Source organism: Acinetobacter sp. AOR18_HL, assembly GCF_027855145.1.
GTDB classification, from domain to species: domain Bacteria; phylum Pseudomonadota; class Gammaproteobacteria; order Pseudomonadales; family Moraxellaceae; genus Acinetobacter; species Acinetobacter pittii.
Genome location: NZ_JAKTIG010000080.1, coordinates 1 through 19566, shown reverse-complemented (window position 1 = coordinate 19566; position 19566 = coordinate 1). Strand labels below are relative to the sequence as shown.

18 protein-coding genes, 2 tRNA genes and 3 rRNA genes are annotated in these 19566 nt (G+C 40.8%); 12 read left to right on the top strand and 11 right to left on the bottom strand.

From position 1 onward, the window contains the following. Positions 1–19 precede the first annotated feature (19 nt). Positions 20–739 (top strand): RadC family protein, encoded by a 720-nt coding sequence (gene radC / locus MKL51_RS18915; RefSeq protein ID WP_017482208.1) that lies wholly within the window; start codon positions 20–22, stop codon positions 737–739. 61 nt (positions 740–800) lie between these two features. After that, a complete protein-coding gene (locus tag MKL51_RS18910) occupies positions 801–1712 on the top strand; it encodes a bestrophin family protein (protein ID WP_005064169.1) in 912 nt (303 codons plus the stop codon). Between the two features lie 5 nt (positions 1713–1717). On the opposite strand, the gene MKL51_RS18905 is transcribed toward MKL51_RS18910, so the two are convergent. Continuing rightward, positions 1718–2569, bottom strand: a complete 852-nt coding sequence (locus tag MKL51_RS18905; protein ID WP_017482209.1) for a PHP domain-containing protein — start codon at positions 2567–2569, stop codon at positions 1718–1720. 44 nt (positions 2570–2613) lie between these two features. Here MKL51_RS18905 and MKL51_RS18900 point away from each other — a divergent pair, with 44 nt between their 5' ends. Genes MKL51_RS18900 through mnmC form a run of 4 tightly spaced genes read left to right on the top strand, consistent with a single transcriptional unit; the run spans position 2614 to position 5950 of the window. After that, positions 2614–3228: a septation protein IspZ gene (locus tag MKL51_RS18900; RefSeq protein WP_005064166.1), complete on the top strand. Its 615-nt coding sequence runs from the start codon at positions 2614–2616 to the stop codon at positions 3226–3228. A gap of 34 nt (positions 3229–3262) precedes the next feature. Further along, on the top strand, positions 3263–3565 hold the full coding sequence (locus MKL51_RS18895) for a YciI family protein (protein ID WP_005804733.1): 303 nt from the start codon (positions 3263–3265) through the stop codon (positions 3563–3565). Between the two features lie 4 nt (positions 3566–3569). Next, on the top strand, positions 3570–4052 hold the full coding sequence (locus MKL51_RS18890; protein ID WP_005804734.1) for a hypothetical protein: 483 nt from the start codon (positions 3570–3572) through the stop codon (positions 4050–4052). Between the two features lie 23 nt (positions 4053–4075). After that, positions 4076–5950 (top strand): FAD-dependent 5-carboxymethylaminomethyl-2-thiouridine(34) oxidoreductase MnmC, encoded by a 1875-nt coding sequence (mnmC, locus tag MKL51_RS18885; RefSeq protein WP_017482210.1) that lies wholly within the window; start codon positions 4076–4078, stop codon positions 5948–5950. Positions 5951–5986: 36 nt separating this feature from the next. Here the strand turns inward: mnmC and MKL51_RS18880 are convergent, their stop codons facing one another. Further along, a complete protein-coding gene (locus MKL51_RS18880) occupies positions 5987–6301 on the bottom strand; it encodes a rhodanese-like domain-containing protein (protein WP_002116171.1) in 315 nt (104 codons plus the stop codon). A gap of 91 nt (positions 6302–6392) precedes the next feature. Here MKL51_RS18880 and MKL51_RS18875 point away from each other — a divergent pair, with 91 nt between their 5' ends. The 3 genes from MKL51_RS18875 to MKL51_RS18865 all read left to right on the top strand — a co-directional run bounded on the left by MKL51_RS18875 (position 6393) and on the right by MKL51_RS18865 (position 7992). After that, positions 6393–6881, top strand: coding sequence for a YajQ family cyclic di-GMP-binding protein (locus MKL51_RS18875; RefSeq protein ID WP_017482211.1), 489 nt, complete (start codon positions 6393–6395; stop codon positions 6879–6881). Between the two features lie 34 nt (positions 6882–6915). Further along, positions 6916–7410 (top strand): DUF4442 domain-containing protein, encoded by a 495-nt coding sequence (locus MKL51_RS18870; RefSeq protein ID WP_017482212.1) that lies wholly within the window; start codon positions 6916–6918, stop codon positions 7408–7410. 75 nt (positions 7411–7485) lie between these two features. Continuing rightward, the gene (locus MKL51_RS18865) at positions 7486–7992 is read left to right on the top strand and encodes a nuclear transport factor 2 family protein (protein ID WP_014207652.1); all 507 of its coding nucleotides are present in this window, start codon (positions 7486–7488) and stop codon (positions 7990–7992) included. 70 nt (positions 7993–8062) lie between these two features. On the opposite strand, the gene MKL51_RS18860 is transcribed toward MKL51_RS18865, so the two are convergent. The 3 genes from MKL51_RS18860 to MKL51_RS18850 are packed head-to-tail and all read right to left on the bottom strand — an operon-like array spanning position 8063 to position 9815. After that, positions 8063–8479, bottom strand: a complete 417-nt coding sequence (locus MKL51_RS18860; protein ID WP_002116010.1) for an acyl-CoA thioesterase — start codon at positions 8477–8479, stop codon at positions 8063–8065. A gap of 1 nt (position 8480) precedes the next feature. Next, a complete protein-coding gene (gene trxC / locus MKL51_RS18855) occupies positions 8481–8918 on the bottom strand; it encodes a thioredoxin TrxC (protein WP_017482213.1) in 438 nt (145 codons plus the stop codon). Beyond that, a complete protein-coding gene (locus MKL51_RS18850) occupies positions 8919–9815 on the bottom strand; it encodes an alpha/beta hydrolase (protein WP_017482214.1) in 897 nt (298 codons plus the stop codon). A 192-nt stretch (positions 9816–10007) separates the two neighbouring features. Here MKL51_RS18850 and MKL51_RS18845 point away from each other — a divergent pair, with 192 nt between their 5' ends. The 3 genes from MKL51_RS18845 (at position 10008) to MKL51_RS18835 (ending at position 13361) form a co-directional block, all read left to right on the top strand. Continuing rightward, positions 10008–10343: a TIGR01244 family sulfur transferase gene (locus tag MKL51_RS18845; RefSeq protein WP_002116083.1), complete on the top strand. Its 336-nt coding sequence runs from the start codon at positions 10008–10010 to the stop codon at positions 10341–10343. Positions 10344–10708: 365 nt separating this feature from the next. Beyond that, on the top strand, positions 10709–11905 hold the full coding sequence (locus MKL51_RS18840) for a hypothetical protein (RefSeq protein WP_017482215.1): 1197 nt from the start codon (positions 10709–10711) through the stop codon (positions 11903–11905). Between the two features lie 82 nt (positions 11906–11987). Next, entirely contained in the window at positions 11988–13361 is a 1374-nt protein-coding gene (locus MKL51_RS18835) for a dihydrolipoyl dehydrogenase (RefSeq protein WP_017482216.1), read from the top strand. Positions 13362–13422: 61 nt separating this feature from the next. Here the strand turns inward: MKL51_RS18835 and MKL51_RS21010 are convergent, their stop codons facing one another. From MKL51_RS21010 to MKL51_RS18805, 6 genes are all read right to left on the bottom strand, one after another. Next, complete coding sequence (locus tag MKL51_RS21010) at positions 13423–13953, bottom strand: NMCC_0638 family (lipo)protein (RefSeq protein ID WP_017482217.1); 531 nt, start codon at positions 13951–13953, stop codon at positions 13423–13425. Between the two features lie 134 nt (positions 13954–14087). After that, a 5S ribosomal RNA gene (gene rrf, locus MKL51_RS18825) occupies positions 14088–14202 on the bottom strand. A gap of 186 nt (positions 14203–14388) precedes the next feature. Beyond that, positions 14389–17279 (bottom strand): 23S ribosomal RNA (locus MKL51_RS18820). A gap of 352 nt (positions 17280–17631) precedes the next feature. Further along, positions 17632–17707 (bottom strand) — tRNA-Ala (locus tag MKL51_RS18815). A 55-nt stretch (positions 17708–17762) separates the two neighbouring features. Next, positions 17763–17839 (bottom strand) — tRNA-Ile (locus MKL51_RS18810). Between the two features lie 59 nt (positions 17840–17898). After that, positions 17899–19436: ribosomal RNA gene (locus MKL51_RS18805) — 16S ribosomal RNA — on the bottom strand. The 16S, 23S and 5S rRNA genes sit together here with 2 tRNA genes alongside, the layout of an rRNA operon. Positions 19437–19566: the final 130 nt, after the last annotated feature.

Here is a 19566-nt window from a genome sequence, read left to right as displayed (position 1 = left end):
ATAAAATTTTAAGCGAATTATGTTGGGGAATATGAATACTTCTATTAAAAATTGGCCTGAACAAGAACGGCCAAGAGAACGGTTATTACAACAAGGTCCACAAAGTTTATCAGATGCTGAGCTACTCGCGATTTTTCTTCGCTCAGGTTCACGGCAATATTCAGCAGTCGAGTTATCTCGTTTACTCATTCAGCACTTCGGTAATCTTAATGCCGTGTTTGATGCCTCATTTAGTGAGTTAACTCAATTTAATGGCATTGGAGCAACGAAATATTCACAATTACTGGCAGTCAAAGAACTCGGACGGCGTTATCTCGATCATCACTTCCAGACAAATAATCTCAGCCTTCATTCATCAGATTTAGTTTTGGATTATCTGCGCTATGAGTTAAAAGGCGAAAAACAAGAAGTCTTTGCTGTTTTGTGCCTAGATCCCGAATTAAGAAAGCTTCATTTTAAAAAGCTATTCTTTGGTTCAGTTAAGCATTGCGCAGTTTCGATCAATCAAACCTTACGCTACGCCTTACAGCAACATGCTTGCCAGCTCGTTATTGCACACAATCATCCATTTGGATCAGCGCAGCCTTCTTCCGAAGATATTGCCTTAACTCAGCAACTTGAACAGGCTTGTCAGCTTGTCGAAATTCGTTTGCTTGACCATTTTATTATCTCACCAGAAGGGAGCTTTTCCTTTGCTGAACAACAACTGCTCAACCCAGCAACAATATCAGTTCAATGATATTGACAAAGTACTACTAAGCCTAGAAGATCAAAACAAAAATAGCGACGTTTAAAATAAAATGATTGTTCGGGAACAGCCTAGTATTTTCAAAGTATTATTCTCTTGGCGAGGCACAATTTTACCCAAAATTTTGCCATCCCTAGGCGTTGTGATGCTGATCTCGGCAATCATTGGTGGAGTCGAATACATCAATCTTTATCGCTTTCCAGAGATTCCTTTGGTTGGCTTCACGCTCATTGGTGTCGTACTTTCTATTTTTTTAGGATTTAAAAATACGGCGTGTTATGACCGTTGGTGGGAAGCGCGAAAATTATGGGGCGTTCTCATTGCGACTTCACGTCATTTTGACCGTGACTGCCGTATTTTAACTCAAGCTCGCCGTGAGCGTGTTATTCAACATGTGATTGTTTTTGCTAATGTATTGCGTGACCGTTTACGTCGTCAGACGGCGAACCCAACTGAGTTGATTCAAACCAGTGGTATGAGTCAGCAAGCACTCACTCAACTCTACCAACAAAATAATGCCCCTCAGTACACGCTCAGTCTCATTCACTGGGAATTGTTGCAGGCACTTAAAGAAGGCGAAATTTCTGACATCATTTATGCACAAATGAATAAGAATGTTGCCGACTTAAGCGTCGTACAAACTGGCTGTGACCGAATTGCCAATACGCCTATTCCATTTGCTTATTCAGTTTTACTTAACCGCACAGTCTATTTTTTCTGTTTTATGTTGCCGTTTAGTCTGGGTTCATTGCTTGGATTAGCAACACCTTTACTCGTCGGAATTTTGGCATACACATTTTTGGGTCTGGATGCTCTAAGCTCTGAAATTGAAGAGCCTTTCGGTACGCAAAGTAATGACTTACCGCTAGATGCAATGGTACGTAGTATCGAGATTGAGCTATTAGGGACGCTCGGTAAACCTACTCCACCACCCATTCAGGCTCAAGATAACAACTTACTGTAAAGAGTTTAAACAAAACGTTCCCAAATCCCATGCTGCTTATCAGTGGGTTTAGGTGTATTTCCTAGTTTAATCCATGGCATATTTTCACCATGAAAATCACTGCCAATTGAAACTGCCAACTGATATTGTTCAATCATTCGATCAATCATTTGGCGAGTAGATAGAGGTTCCATTGGTGGAGGTAACTCAATTGCGTCTCCACCTGAAGTTGCGAATAATTCAATTAAATAACGAACGTTAGTTGCAGATAAATCATAACGGGTCGGGTGTGCTAATACTGCGAAACCTTTACTTTGATGAATCACATCAATAGTTTCTTTTAAGCCTAGTCCTTCAAACTTTACAAAAGCACGTTTTCCTTCTTTTAAGAAACGATCAAATGCTTGTTGAGGACGAGTCACGACATTTTTCTCGACCAATGTTTTAGCAATGTGAGTTCTTGTTACCCTATCCGCCTGATTTTCTACTTTGGCAAGAACATCATCATAAATCTGAAAACCAATACATTTTTCTAATAGCTCACAAATCACTTTAGCTCTTTGCGCTCTAATTCTTTTTTGTTGTTCTAATGCTTCTAAAATTGGTGCTTCATCTTGCATATTTAAAGCAACAATATGTACACCATAACTCTTCTTAGTGGTTGGGCGCGACCATTGACTAGAAATCTCTGCACCAGAAATAATATTTAAATCATGGCCTTGTGCAGCAATTTTTGCACGCTGCAACCCATCCATTGTATCGTGGTCAGTCAAAGCCAACGTATGCAAGTTCACATCTATAGCAGCTTGCACAAGCAATTCCGGAGACAAAGTTCCATCAGAAATATTGCTATGTGTATGTAAATCTATGCCTTGCATCTTTTATACTATGCCATTCGCCAAACCTGATCAGATACTCTAACATGAAAGCACTTCTGGACTTTGTTCCATTAATTATTTTCTTCTATTTATATAAAACAGTTGATCCAACTGACACCCAGCATCCTTTACTGAAACTGATCGGGTCTGCTGGTGGTGCCGATAATAATAATATTCTTGTAGCGACGACTGGCTTAATTATTTCAATGCTTGTGGTATATGGTGCCCTATTCGTTTTCCAAAAATTCCGTCTTGATAAACAACAGTGGTTTGTATTGTTTATGACTGTCATTTTTGGTGGCATCACCCTCATGTTAAGTGACGATTTCTATATTCGTCTTAAAGCTGCGATTTTAAATTTAGTTTTTGCAGGCGCATTCTTGGTTTCACCTTGGTTTGGTAAAGACCGTAAACCACTCATTCAACGCTTATTTGACCCGATTTTAGATTTGAGTGAAAAAGGTTGGAAAAACCTCAATTTTGCTTGGGCTGCGATGTTTGTCGTGATGTCTTGTCTCCATGTATTCTTCGCGTTTTTATTTCACGGTGGAAAATATTGGGGCGAATTTACTGCATTTGGTGACATGATCGTGATGTTTTCATTTATCATTATTCAGTTCATTATTTTACGCAAACATTTTAAGTCACCAGACGCTTAAAGTGCTTCCAGATTGATTATAGAGATACGATTACATGCCTTTTTTTGTTCTAAGCTGTACCGATAATGAAGGAACTTTAGAAAAACGCTTGGCAGTACGCCCTCAGCATATCGAACGTCTACAAAAACTCGATGATGAAGGCCGCCTTGTTACAGCGGGTGCTATGCCAAAAGATCCTAATGATCCGCAAGCAGGCTTCTATGGTAGCACCATGATTGTTGAATTCGACAGTCGCGAAGCATTAGATGAATGGTTAAAAGAAGAACCATTTGTTAAAGAAGGCATTTATGCTCACGTTGATGTAAAACCGTTTAATAAAGCATTTCCAAAAGGGTAATCGCATGCAGCTTGCAATCAAAAGCTTTCTTGGCTTGTGTTTGATTTGTTCAACTGCTGGAGCAGTTGAACCTGCTGCGACACCAGCAACTCCTTCTCCAAGTGCGCCTTCAGCTCAAGCCGCTAAACCAGCTCCAACATCTGTAACTGGGATCAAGACAGCAGCAACGGCCGCACCAACTGCAACACAACCACTTACAGCAGAACAGCTCGCAAAGAACAAGCAACAGCAAGACGCAAAAATCAAAGCCTTAGTTCAAGATCAAGCATCTCGCTTAAAACAGCTAGAACATGCCAACCTTGAAGCACTAGCCCAGAACCAAGAGTTACAGCTAAAAAATGATAATCTCTCTGTTCAGGTTCAAGTCTTACAAAGCGAACGAAGTGCGCAAATGTTTTTATATGGCGCTGTTACCTTAGCGGGTGGTGTATTGCTAGGTTTCTTTATTGCTAGTTATATTCATACAAAACGTCGACGCCAGTGGTAATACCAAGCGATCTATTAAATTCAATGAACGTATCAAACCGTATCCAAACAGCAGAGCTGGACTGGGAATTTGTCGATGGTATCGAGATTCCCATTTCTAAACAATTTGGTGATGTCTACTTTTCTAAAGATAATGGCCTACTTGAAACACGACATGTTTTTCTAAATGGTAACGACTTATCGGAACGATTAGCCAATCTAAAAGATTTTGAATATTTCAGTGTAGGAGAAACCGGTTTTGGTACAGGTTTAAATATTCTTGCACTCTGGCAACTTTGGCGGCAAGTTCGTCCTGATAATCAAAGCCATTTACATGCAATTAGCGTGGAAAAATTTCCATTAAGTAAAGTTGATCTTATTCGCGCTTTAAATGTCTGGGATGAACTTAAACCACTTGCAGAGCAGTTAATTGAACAATATCCCCTGCCTATTGCTGGATGTCATCGTTTAACTTTTCCTAAAGAACGTTTTAGCATCGATTTATGGCTTGGAGACGCGCAAGAAATTTTCCCAAGCATGGCTAAAACTAAAGCTGTGAATGCCTGGTTTTTAGATGGCTTTGCACCATCTTGTAACCCAGACATGTGGGAACAAAATGTTTTAAATAATATTGTCCGTCTTTCAGGTTATGGCACTACATTTGCCTCTTTTAGTGTTGCTGGCATTCTAAAACGTGGACTCAAAGCACATGGTATTGATATTTCTCGTCCACGTGGTTTTGGCCACAAACGAGAAATGCTCAAAGCAGTCTGGAATCCGCCTGAATCTGATGAAGGTTCCGCAGAATTAGGGCAAACTCACGCATTGGCTACAGAGCAACAGCATATTGCGATTATAGGGGCTGGTGTAGCAGGTTTAAGTACGGCGTGGGCATTTGCAGCACGTGGCCACCAAGTGACCTTATACGAGCAAACCAATGCATTATCGGGTGCCTCTGGAAATCCTTTGGCATTACTTAATCCGAAACTATGCCCAATTGAACAAAGTCATGAGCACCTGATGACTTTAAGTTGGCAACATGCTTTAAATTTTTATAAAAATTTTAATGCATTCCGTCCACTTCAAATTCAACAAATTGCATTGAAAAATGCAGAAGAACTTTTAGATTTGGTAAATCAGTATCCAGCTCAAGTTATTACTAACTCAGCGAACTCACTTGAAACTGATTACTCAAGCATATTACTAACTGAGGCTGGTTCCGTTTCACCACATCAATTACGTGATGAAATTTTGCAGCATCCATGTATCAATCTCAAAATTGCCCATGTCACAGCACTGATTTCTTGTGAAAATAAAGTTCAATTGCAAACCGACAATGAAATTATTGCAGAAGCAGACCATGTCGTTGTGTGCTGCGCTCGAGAAAGTGCTGCTTTATTTGACAGCTATCCACAGTTAAAACCAATACGTGGACAAGTGAGCTGGGTTGATAATACGTTTGCCCCCCTGCCTTTAAATGAAGCTTATAGCTATGGTGGCTATTGCATGCAACTTGACGCTGCACAGATGATTTTAGGTGCATCTTTCTACCCAAATCGTGAAGATCAAGATGTACTTCCCGAAGACCATGTGCATAACTTTGAATTAATCCACAGTGTATTCCCTGAATATGCTGAAAAGTTACCGTCACCTTCGACATGGCAAGGGCGTGCATCCATACGGGCACAAAGCTTGGATTATTTTCCTCTGGTTGGAAAAATGCAGGAGAATAGCCGAATTGCTACTTTTGCCGGGCTTGGCTCTAAAGGGTTTCTTTTTGCACCGCTATGCAGTGAAATCTTAGTTGCTCAAATATTAGGAGAAGCTTGTCCAGTGCCAGACCGCCTATTACAAAAATTGAGTCCTCAACGGTTCCAAAAGAAAGTGAAACCTAAAAAGCCTTATTTTAAACCGCAATAATTCATTTCAATAAAAAAGCACCCGAAGGTGCTTTTTTTATGCGCCCTGCTCTAGAGGCAAGCCAGCATCACGAGCTGCACGTGTCCCGCCCATCAGCACGACATATTCACGCGAGGCATCCAATCCTTCTAGTTTCTCAGCTGCACGAGGAGCTTTGCTACCACCACCACATAAAATATAAATCGGCTGACCCGCAGAGACCTGGTTCAAAATATCAGCATTCAAATCATTAATTGGGCGATTCACCGCACCTTTAACATGCCCTTCTGCATAAGCATTAGTATCACGGACATCCCAGATAACAGCATTTTCTGGGAATTCAAATGTTGTAATTTCTTGTTTACGGATCATTGTGCACTCCTTTGATGTAAACAACACTTGGCAAATGAAGAAAACCCTCTTAGCATCTCAAATATTCTTTCACTTTGTAAAGGTCTAAACTATGCCTTCTTTCGATATTGTCTCTGAATTAGAGTTATTTGAAGTTAATCATGCTGTACAAAACACACAAAAAGAGATTGCAACACGCTTTGACTTCCGTGGTCACGATGTTTCTATCGAATTAAATGAAAAAAGTAAAGAAATCAAAATCAGTACCGAAAGTGATTTCCAGTGTGAACAAGTTTATAACATGTTAGAAAATCATTTTTATAAACGTAAAATTGATGTTCAAGCACTTGATCCACAAAAAGCTGCGGCTTCTGGCAAAAACTTTGTACAAGTCATTAAACTTAAAGATGGTCTTGACTCTGATACTGCAAAAAAAATTAATAAAGCCATTAAAGAAAGTGGCGTTAAAGTGCAATCTTCTATTCAAGGCGACAAAATTCGTGTGACTGATAAGAAGCGTGACACCTTACAACAAGTCATGACTTTTTTACGTGAACAACAATTCGGTGTGCCATTACAGTTTAATAACTTTAAAGATTAATATCTTGTCGGCCATTTAAAGCTAAGGTAATCCCATGTCTCAATCCAACCGTCTATCAAAACTGGTAAAAGCAACTTCAAAATTCCCTAAAGGTATTCGGAGCACGCTTTGGAGCAAGGCGTTTGGTCGTATCGTACCAATGGTGGGTACAGCAAATATCCGCTATCTGGAAGTAGACTCAAACCACGTTACTGTCCGTTTAGATAACCAAAAAAATATGCAGAATCATATTAAAGGCGTCCACGCTGCGGCTATGGCGCTTTTAGCAGAAACTGCAACAGGTTTTCTAACCGGTTTACATATTCCTGATAATCGAATTTTATTAATCAAATCATTACATGTAGATTATTTAAAAGTGGTTGAAGGCGGTTTGACTGCTACAGCAACATTGTCTGCTGAACAACAAAAGTTTATTGCAGATAATGAGAAAGGTGAACTTATGATTCCTGTTACTGTGATTGATGATGCAGGCAATGAACCAATTCAATGCCAAATGCTCTGGGCATGGTTACCTAAACGTAAGAAATAATAACTAATCTAAAGTATTTTTAGACGGTTATTTACCTCAAGATATAAAACTAATATTTTGTATCTTGAGGTTAAAATGAAAAAAATATTAATTCTTTCCTCTTTATTTACCAGTTTAATATTTACAACAATAACGGCTCACGCGACTGAACCCAGCATTGAAACCAGTAAAGTAACTTCGGCTAAATCAGAAGCTATTGATAAAGTAAGTGCTCAAAACAAAAGAATAGTGACCGACTTTTATGAAGGTGTCTTTTTAAAACATAAAGTCAAAGAATATGCAGACCGCTATATTGGTCAACAATACATTCAGCACAATCCTAATGTTCCAGATGGGAAAGCACCTTTCGTTAATTTCTTCACTGAAAAATTCCAAAAGAATCCGCAAGCTAAAAATGAGATTAAACGTGCGATTGCTGAAGGCAATCTTGTCGTTTTACATGTCCATTCCACTGAAAACGAAAAAGATCGAGGAAGAGCGATTGTTGATATATTCCGTGTTGAAAATGGAAAAATCGTAGAGCATTGGGATGTGATACAAAATATTCCTGAGCAAAGCAAAAATACAAATACGATGTTTTAATTTCTAAAAACTAGTTTTTCTTTTGAATAAAAATTAAAGCCTGAATACTAATATTCAGGCTTTCTGATTCTTATTGAGTTTCCAAAAACTTTTGTTTCGCTTCTTCAGGTATTTGACGCTTATTACCTTTTACATCTACTGCTACAAAGGTAAAGACTCCTTCAGTAATGCGTATTGGTTCACGAGAGTCATCATGACTATCCCAAACTTCAATTTGCATCTGAATAGAAGTATTTCCAACTTTTAAGATCTTGGTATAGCAGCTAATGACAAAGCCAACTTTTACCGGAACCAAAAAGGTCATTTGATTAATAGAAATCGTAGCACAGCGACCACGACTGAAACGTTCTGCGTGAATTGCTCCAGCCAAGTCCATTTGTGACACAATCCATCCACCAAATACATCACCACTCCAGTTTGTATCTGCTGGCATGGCAATCGTTTGTAAGGATAAAATTCCTTCTGGTTTGGTATAAGCTTCTGACACCTTAGCTCCCGAAATTCGTTTGAAGTTGTTGATCGAGCCACTGTTGCAATTCAGGCCCACGTAATGCACCGCTAATACGCGCGACCTCTGTCGTTTTATTCATTAAGACAAGTGTCGGAATACTTCTCACATGAAAAGCTTGGCTCAAGCGAGGAGATTCTTCGGTATCAATCTTGGCAAAGATAACGCCTGGATTCTGTTTTGCGACCTGCGCAAAATGTGGAGCCATCATTTTACAAGGTCCACACCATTCTGCCCATAAGTCTATAAGAATAGGTAGATCACTATTCGTGATGTAGTTACTAAAATTTTGCTCATTTAGCTCAATTGGTGCAAGCGGTAGTAGCGGCTGATGACATTGCCCACAGCTTGGTTGCTCTGGAAGTTTTTCTTCTGGAACTCGGTTTTTAGCACCACACGATGCACATACAATAATCATTTACATCACTCCTATATGCTGATGTAAAAATTCTAATTGGGTTATCACTGCTTTTTCAAACCATGAACCGTGATAGATATCAAAATGTTTCATATCCCATTCATGATAACTCACAAAAGGCGCAATATTTGTCGCAGCTTCACGGCTTGACTCAATAGGAATAAGCGAATCTTTTTGAGCAGCAATAAATAAAACAGGAATATTAATCTGGCGCACAACTTGGATTGGACGGTATCGCATCAGATTAAAAAAGACACGAGCAGGAACTTCCCCACTCCAATAATAATCAGGATTTACAATCGACAAATAGCCATAATAACTATCTGCAGTAGGCATAAAGCATAGGTTATGTTGATCAACAACAGGTAATCTCTTTGGATTAAGCCCCATCTTTGATCCCATATAATCCTGACTCGATAGCTTTAATGCTTGGGGATAGCGCTGCAAAGGATAGAGCTTGGCAGTTTCAGCGCCATCTACATAAGGAATTTGTACTAAAACTGCTTGAATATTCTTTAACTCAGAAGCTAGGCTTAGCGCATATCCCCCACTTAAAGAAGTTCCCCAAAGCACAATCCTTCGGTTATCTACGAGTTTAGAAGTCGAAGCATACTGAATCACCGTCTTCCAATCTTCTAATTGTGAATTGATGGAGACCATTTCTCTAGGCTTACCAGTACTACCGCCCCAATATCTGTAATCAAATAAAATAACAGCGTAACCTGCTTGTGCAAATCGCTGGGCATATTGAATAAGTTTAAATTGACGCAATCCAGCAAAACCATGCGCCATGATAATTACCGCAGATTTATTATTTGTTTTTGGAATATAAAAGTCAGCTGCGATCATTTCCTGATCACATGGAACATATAAAGGCTCAACCGTATAAGCGTGCATATGTGCTCCGTGGCATTATGGTCGAAGTAATGAATTTACAAAAAACATCCTGATCGCCTTTTAAAAATCTAGAGCTGTTCTATGACATAAGTTTTATCTATGTAGGAACAACGTTTTAGTGTCTTGTATCTCAGGTTAAGCTTAATGCTATGATACAGCATAAGAGGTTTTGTTAAATTTTGGAGTGACGAAATGTCAGATAATGTTGGTTTCGCAGGTCAAATTGGTCCAGAACACGTTGGCCAAGTTGTAGAAAAAGGATTTAAATCTATTATTAATAACCGACCAGATATGGAAGGCGGCCCAGAACAACCTACAAGCGCTCAGATTGAAGAAGCAGCACGTCAAGTAGGCTTAGACTATGTGTATCAACCTGTTGTAGCTGGACAAATTACTGAACTAGATGTACGTACTTTTGCTAATCATTATAATGAATTGCCAAAACCTGTGCTGATGTTCTGCCGCACAGGAAACCGTTCAAACAACCTATATCAATTAGCAAAACAAATGGATTTATTAGACGACTAAGTTTAAGAAATTGGCACTCTTTAAAACCCTATTTTCTTTTTTAAAGTAGGGTTTTTTGATAAATTATTTTGCATATCTCTGCACGAACTCAACAGAACTAAAAATAATATTAATTTAGAGTATTTATATCTTTTGATTCATTTATTAATTTTCTATGAATAAATTTATTTTCATTCTTTTAAGCTGTTTAATCATTAGCGCATGCTCCTCAATGCAGGTAAAACCTACTGTCGGAGTAACGATGGGTACACGCATTTAATCAGTTACTCTGCCTATAAATATCATGAGCAACCTCATGAAATATATGTTATTTTATAAATCTAAAAAATTATTTTAAATAACTTATCATTTTAATGGGGATAATCATGAAACTTACTCAAGGAGTATGTGGAGTTACTTTGGCTGCTTTTTTGACAGCTTGTGGTGGGGGTGGCAATGATGGCTACTATAATCAAAATTCAAATTCTGGTTCTACAACAACACCAACCACTCCATCACCAGATCAGGAGTTAGCAACCTTAGTTTTAAATAATGTAAAACAAGAAGGTAAATATCTATTTGGTGCCTATGATCTTAATGATGAAAAGCTATCAAAAGGTTATATTGATCATGCACTAGATACCTTCGCTCAAGGACCACTTAAGTTAACCTTAGACATTCGAAAAGTAGATCTAACTAAGTACTCCGATCACTATCGAGATAAATGTTTTATCAAGAGTACTACAGACTACCGCGCCTGCTATGTATTTAAAGGGGAAGAAATAAAAACTTTACTCACTGGATATAATGATTGGGATTTTGATATTACAGCAGATGATTTAAAAAATATTAAACTGGCAAACGACAATATATCTCCGAACTTACAGGACTATCAATCAAATACCAGAATTTATATTTTTGAAAATGAAAATAATGATAAAAACTTTCAAGATGTAACTATTACAGGTGCGTTTGCTTATCCTTTCCAACAGTCATGGGGACTTGAACAAACCAAGCAAAAAAGATTCGTATTAATTAATGCTGCCACAAGTGATTATAAAATTACGACAACCGCTCTAGTTCAAGATCCAGAGACTGGCCAACCAACTGAAAAAGAAGTAACCACGGGTGCAATGAGTGTCTATAAAGATAATACATCAATTGATGGTGATCTCTGTGTAGTTCAAGGTGGTTCTGGTTTCAACGTACTCATTAATGACAATCCTAATGTCCCTTTTGCAGAGCCAATTTCATTTGTTGTGAACTCAACTCCTGGTAATACGAACAATGCGACGTATAAAGTAATGGCTAATAATCACCAAATATTGAGCCTACCAAGTATTACTAGCCTTGAAGGAAGCCGAGTTGAAAATGAATCACCAACAACGAATGCACAGAAATTTAATGGTAGTATTTATTTAGAAGGACAAAATATTTTTACTTTCAAACAAAGCTTGAATGGAACTACATTAGACTTTAAGCATGTTATTAATGGGATAAGCATTGAAGGTCAATCTATTAATCAAAATGGGACTGTTTCAACAACCCTAAAAACACCTTTTATGCAAAAATTTACATTTTAAAGCTAAATAATTAGGACGAAACCCTCTGTTTAAGAGGGTTTTTCTATATATTCTAAATATCTATTAAAATAGCTTAATGACAATGTTCGATATTATTATCATTGGCGCAGGTACTGCTGGTATTAGCGCATACAAAGAAGCCGTTAAACATACCAACAATATTTTAATTATAAATGATGGACCATGGGATACTACTTGTGCCCGGGTAGGCTGTATGCCAAGTAAAGTTCTCATCTCTACAGCAAACCGTATGTTTGACATTCAAAATGCTCAAGAGGTTGCTTTAGATGTATCTGCAAATATTAATACTGATCAAGTAATGCAGCATGTACAAACTTTACGTGACAGATTTACACAAGCAACTTTAAAAGATGTAGATCAATGGCCGACTGAGCATAAAATTTCTGGCAAAGCACATTTTATTGATGCACAAACTGTAGAAGTTAACGGAAAACATTACAAATCAAAAAGTTTTATTCTGGCGGTTGGTTCAACCCCTAATTATGATCAAACTTGGAAGCAAGAATTAGGAAACCGGCTTATAACAACAGACCAAATATTTGAGTTAAAAACACTTCCTAAATCTATTGCTGTAATTGGTAGCGGTGTAATCGCTCTTGAGATCGCACAAGCTATGCATCGCCTAGGTGTAGAAACAACTATCTTCGCTCGCAGTAAACGAATTGGAATTCTAACTAGTTCTAGACTTCAACAGCTTGCTCAAAAAGAGCTAGGAAAAGAATTAACAATTCTATTCGAGACTTTACCGAGTGAAGTTAAATGCAGTCAGGAAAACGCTGTATTAACTTACCAGCTTGATGAAACAGAGAAAACTCTCGAAGTTGAATATGTTTTAGCTGCAACCGGCCGTACAAGTTTAATTGATACTTTAAAACTAGAAAATATCGATAATTCATTCAAAGATATTAAGTTATTACCTGTAAATGCTAAAACTAAGCAGCTAGATACATATCCAATTTTTGTTGTCGGTGACGCTTACACCTCAACGCCACTACAACATGAAGCAGCACATGAAGGTAAAAAAGTTGTTTATAACTGTTTAAATTATCCACAGGTAAACTCAGTTAAGACGCTTACTCCATTAGGAATTGTCTTTAGTCATCCTGAAATGGCGATCGTAGGTCAAAGTTATAAGCAATTAAAAGATGAAAGTATAGATTTTATTACAGGCGAAGCCTCCTATGAACGACAAGGAAGAGCTATAGTTCTTGGAAAAAATAAAGGTGCTATTGAAGTTTATATTGAACGGGAAAGCCAAATGCTTCTCGGTGCTGAGCTATTTACAGAAGCAACTGAACATATGGCTCATTTATTAAGCTGGATAATCAGTGAAGAATTAACGCTAAATGATATTCTAGAGAAACCCTTTTATCACCCGACTTTAGAAGAAGGTCTTCGAACTGCTCTAAAGCATGCGCGTAGACAACTGAAATAATCAATTTTAGAAGAGCCCTTTATTAATTAAATTGGCTCTTCTCTACTTCCACTTGCTTTCATTAATTCATTTGATGGGAAATAACCGCAACTAATGAAGCATTCTTTTCAGATGAACTAGTATATATCCATGTCTCTAAAGGCTTCCCATTTTTAGAAATAATATAATTTGTCGTGGTCAAATTCTTACCTTTAAATACTTCTTTTTTGTAAGTTAGGCCCGTAGATTCTGGAGGTAACCAGCTTTCTAAATTCTTCTGAATTTCAGTTGAATTTCCTTTATTTATAAATAATGAACATACGCCATTATCGAGTTGAGTAATAACAAATTTTCCTTCAGAGGAACTTATCATCCATGCATGACCATTATAATCTTTTAAAAAATGTGCAGCATATTCATCAGGCATTTGGATAAATCCCATATTTTTTGCTTGTTTATTTATTAATTCAGGGTTTCCTCTAGAACTTACACAAATATTTAAAAAGGCTTTTGTACTATACAAACTTTTCACAGTTTCATTAGCATATATAGAACTACAACTGAGTATTGTAAACAATATGAAGGAAAATATTTTAAATTCTGAAAATTTCATGATTAATACTCTTATTATCATTTTAAATAATGTGATTTATATCATAATTCATTCTAAAGTTACTCGGGGATTTAGTTTTTTTATCACATAAAAAAACACCCCCATTCATTAGAACGGGGGTGTTTAGAATAATGAGCTGGCGATGACTTACTCTCACATGGGTAACCCCACACTACCATCAGCGCTAAGAGGTTTCACTTCTGAGTTCGGGAAGGGATCAGGTGGTTCACTCTTGCTATGGTCGCCAGCACAACTGGTATGGATACTTGCTTCGTTTTATTCACTGTGTGATACGTTGCGTTTTCCAAATCTTTACAGATGGGCTGATTGGTCTGATTTTTCGTTGTTCATTTTAGCTAGTAGTATAACTAAATCAAGTTGCTTTGCATGTTTATGAATCGATTGATGCTTCATATACAACTGCTTGGGTGTTGTATAGTCAAGCCTCACGAGCAATTAGTATTGGTCAGCTTCACATATCACTATGCTTCCACATCCAACCTATCAACGTCCTAGTCTCGAACGGCTCTTTAGAGGAATAAATTCCTAGGGAAATCTTATCTTGAGGTAGGCTTCCCGCTTAGATGCTTTCAGCGGTTATCCCTTCCGAACATAGCTACCCGGCGATGCGACTGGCGTCACAACCGGTACACCAGAGGTTCGTCCACTCTGGTCCTCTCGTACTAGGAGCAGATCCTCTCAAATTTCCAGCGCCCACGGTAGATAGGGACCGAACTGTCTCACGACGTTCTAAACCCAGCTCGCGTACCTCTTTAAATGGCGAACAGCCATACCCTTGGGACCTGCTTCAGCCCCAGGATGAGATGAGCCGACATCGAGGTGCCAAACACCGCCGTCGATATGAACTCTTGGGCGGTATCAGCCTGTTATCCCCAGAGTACCTTTTATCCGTTGAGCGATGGCCCTTCCATACAGAACCACCGGATCACTAAGACCTACTTTCGTACCTGCTCGACTTGTGGGTCTCGCAGTTAAGCGCGCTTTTGCCTTTATACTCTACGCGTGATTTCCGACCACGCTGAGCGCACCTTCGTACTCCTCCGTTACTCTTTAGGAGGAGACCGCCCCAGTCAAACTACCCACCAGACACGGTCCTCGTCCCGGATAACGGGACAGAGTTAGAACCTCAACATTACCAGGGTGGTATTTCAAGGACGGCTCCATTGGAACTAGCGTTCCAACTTCAAAGCCTCCCACCTATCCTACACAAGTAAGGTCAAAGTTCAGTGTCAAGCTGCAGTAAAGGTTCACGGGGTCTTTCCGTCTAGCCGCGGGTACACTGCATCTTCACAGCGATTTCGATTTCACTGAGCCTCTGCTGGAGACAGCGCCGCCATCATTATGCCATTCGTGCAGGTCGGAACTTACCCGACAAGGAATTTCGCTACCTTAGGACCGTTATAGTTACGGCCGCCGTTTACTGGGGCTTCGATCAAGAGCTTCGCTTACGCTAACCCCATCAATTAACCTTCCAGCACCGGGCAGGCATCACACCCTATACGTCCACTTTCGTGTTTGCAGAGTGCTATGTTTTTAATAAACAGTTGCAGCGGCCTGGTTTCTGCGGCTGTCGTCAGCTCAGGAAGCAAGTTCCATCACCAACAACAGCGTACCTTCTCCCGAAGTTACGGTACCATTTTGCCTAGTTCCTTCAGCAGAGTTCTCTCAAGCGCCTTGGTCTACTCGACCTGACCACCTGTGTCGGTTTCGGGTACGATTCCTGTGTAACTGAAGCTTAGAGACTTTTCCTGGAAGCATGGTATCAGCCACTTCACTGTACAAGTACAGCTTGCTATCGGATCTCAGTATAGAGTACCCCGGATTTGCCTAAGATACATACCTACATCCTTCCACCTGGACAACCAACGCCAGGCTGACTTAACCTTCTCCGTCCTCTCATCGCATTACACAGAAGTATTGGAATATTAACCAATTTCCCATCGACTACGCCTTTCGGCCTCGCCTTAGGGGTCGACTCACCCAGCCCCGATTAACGTTGGACTGGAACCCTTGGTCTTTCGGCGAACGGGTTTTTCACCCGTTTTGTCGTTACTCACGTCAGCATTCGCACTTCTGATACCTCCAGCATACTTCTCAATACACCTTCATCGGCTTACAGAACGCTCCCCTACCACTTGACTAATGTCAAATCCGCAGCTTCGGCACATAGTTTTAGCCCCGTTACATCTTCCGCGCAGGCCGACTCGACTAGTGAGCTATTACGCTTTCTTTAAAGGGTGGCTGCTTCTAAGCCAACCTCCTAGCTGTCTATGCCTTCCCACATCGTTTCCCACTTAACTATGATTTTGGGGCCTTAGCTGGCGGTCTGGATTGTTTTCCTCTTGACTACGGACGTTAGCACCCGCAGTCTGTCTCCCGGATAGTACTCATAGGTATTCGGAGTTTGCATCGGTTTGGTAAGTCGGGATGACCCCCTAGCCGAAACAGTGCTCTACCCCCTATGGTATTCGTCCGAGGCGCTACCTAAATAGCTTTCGGGGAGAACCAGCTATCACCAGGCTTGATTAGCCTTTCACCCCTATCCACAAGTCATCCCCTGGCTTTTCAACGACAGTGGGTTCGGTCCTCCAGTTAGTGTTACCCAACCTTCAACCTGCTCATGGATAGATCGCCTGGTTTCGGGTCTATACCCAGCAACTAAACGCCCTATTAAGACTCGATTTCTCTACGGCTCCCCTATACGGTTAACCTCGCTACTGAATATAAGTCGCTGACCCATTATACAAAAGGTACGCAGTCACACCACGAAGGTGCTCCCACTGCTTGTATGCATGCGGTTTCAGGATCTATTTCACTCCCCTCACAGGGGTTCTTTTCGCCTTTCCCTCACGGTACTGGTTCACTATCGGTCAGTCAGGAGTATTTAGCCTTGGAGGATGGTCCCCCCATATTCAGACAAGGTTTCACGTGCCTCGCCCTACTCGTCATCATTATGTGTGCCCTTTCGTGTACGGGAATATCACCCTCTACGTTCGCACTTCCCAGAGCGTTCCACTAAAACACACATAACTTAATGGGCTGATCCCCGTTCGCTCGCCGCTACTGAGGGAATCTCAATTGATTTCTTTTCCTAAGGGTACTGAGATGTTTCACTTCCCCTCGTTCGCCTTGCAACACTATGTATTCATGTTGCAATACCTACCTTAAAGTAGGTGGGTTCCCCCATTCAGAAATCTCCGGATCAAAGGATATTTGCCGCCTCCCCGGAGCTTTTCGCAGGCTATCACGTCTTTCATCGCCTCTGACTGCCAAGGCATCCACCACATGCACTTAATTACTTGACTATACAACCCCAAACAGTCGTCAACACCTACAAGTGAGTGTTGTCCGTGCGATTCTTCATCGCTACTATCTGTTGTCTGTGTACTTAAACACTGTACAGCTTCAATCTAAATTCATATACCAAAACGCTTGATTCAGTTAATTTGCTAGTTCTCAATTCATCTAGATTAATTGCTTAATCTAAACTCTTGAGTGAACAATTTATTTCAGACTCAATTTTGCCAATCTGTTAATGAATAAACACGCCTTCGTCAGGTCATGCTTAATACCGTGATACTTAAATCACAGAAGTTAATAAACCAAGACCGAAATCTCTATTTACTAATTTCTGTAATCCGAACTTCTCTTAAGTTCTGGTGGAGACTAGGAGAGTCGAACTCCTGACCTCCTGCGTGCAAAGCAGGCGCTCTACCAACTAAGCTAAGTCCCCAGCTTACATCATCAGTCATGTATCTTTTATCTATAACTTCAACCAGTCAAAGTCATGGTGGGTCTGACAAGACTTGAACTTGTGACCCCACGCTTATCAAGCGTGTGCTCTAACCAACTGAGCTACAGACCCTCAGATACATCTATGAAGAACAACTTGTTGTGGATTCTTACCAATCGTCAATCTTTCGTTAAGGAGGTGATCCAGCCGCAGGTTCCCCTACGGCTACCTTGTTACGACTTCACCCCAGTCATCGGCCACACCGTGGTAACCGCCCTCTTTGCAGTTAGGCTAGCTACTTCTGGTGCAACAAACTCCCATGGTGTGACGGGCGGTGTGTACAAGGCCCGGGAACGTATTCACCGCGGCATTCTGATCCGCGATTACTAGCGATTCCGACTTCATGGAGTCGAGTTGCAGACTCCAATCCGGACTACGATCGGCTTTTTGAGATTAGCATCCTATCGCTAGGTAGCAACCCTTTGTACCGACCATTGTAGCACGTGTGTAGCCCTGGCCGTAAGGGCCATGATGACTTGACGTCGTCCCCGCCTTCCTCCAGTTTGTCACTGGCAGTATCCTTAAAGTTCCCGACATTACTCGCTGGCAAATAAGGAAAAGGGTTGCGCTCGTTGCGGGACTTAACCCAACATCTCACGACACGAGCTGACGACAGCCATGCAGCACCTGTATGTAAGTTCCCGAAGGCACCAATCCATCTCTGGAAAGTTCTTACTATGTCAAGGCCAGGTAAGGTTCTTCGCGTTGCATCGAATTAAACCACATGCTCCACCGCTTGTGCGGGCCCCCGTCAATTCATTTGAGTTTTAGTCTTGCGACCGTACTCCCCAGGCGGTCTACTTATCGCGTTAGCTGCGCCACTAAAGCCTCAAAGGCCCCAACGGCTAGTAGACATCGTTTACGGCATGGACTACCAGGGTATCTAATCCTGTTTGCTCCCCATGCTTTCGCACCTCAGCGTCAGTGTTAGGCCAGATGGCTGCCTTCGCCATCGGTATTCCTCCAGATCTCTACGCATTTCACCGCTACACCTGGAATTCTACCATCCTCTCCCACACTCTAGCTAACCAGTATCGAATGCAATTCCCAAGTTAAGCTCGGGGATTTCACATTTGACTTAATTAGCCGCCTACGCGCGCTTTACGCCCAGTAAATCCGATTAACGCTTGCACCCTCTGTATTACCGCGGCTGCTGGCACAGAGTTAGCCGGTGCTTATTCTGCGAGTAACGTCCACTATCTCTAGGTATTAACTAAAGTAGCCTCCTCCTCGCTTAAAGTGCTTTACAACCATAAGGCCTTCTTCACACACGCGGCATGGCTGGATCAGGCTTGCGCCCATTGTCCAATATTCCCCACTGCTGCCTCCCGTAGGAGTCTGGGCCGTGTCTCAGTCCCAGTGTGGCGGATCATCCTCTCAGACCCGCTACAGATCGTCGCCTTGGTAGGCCTTTACCCCACCAACTAGCTAATCCGACTTAGGCTCATCTATTAGCGCAAGGTCCGAAGATCCCCTGCTTTCTCCCGTAGGACGTATGCGGTATTAGCATTCCTTTCGAAATGTTGTCCCCCACTAATAGGCAGATTCCTAAGCATTACTCACCCGTCCGCCGCTAAGATCAGTAGCAAGCTACCTCTCTCCGCTCGACTTGCATGTGTTAAGCCTGCCGCCAGCGTTCAATCTGAGCCATGATCAAACTCTTCAGTTAAAATCATTTTGTACCTTATTTAAAGACAAGGTACCAATTCTGGCTCATCAATTACTGACTTAAATTTCGCTCAAATAAACTTCGAGTAATTTAAACCAATCAATCAATGAAAATTATTTCGATTAATCAA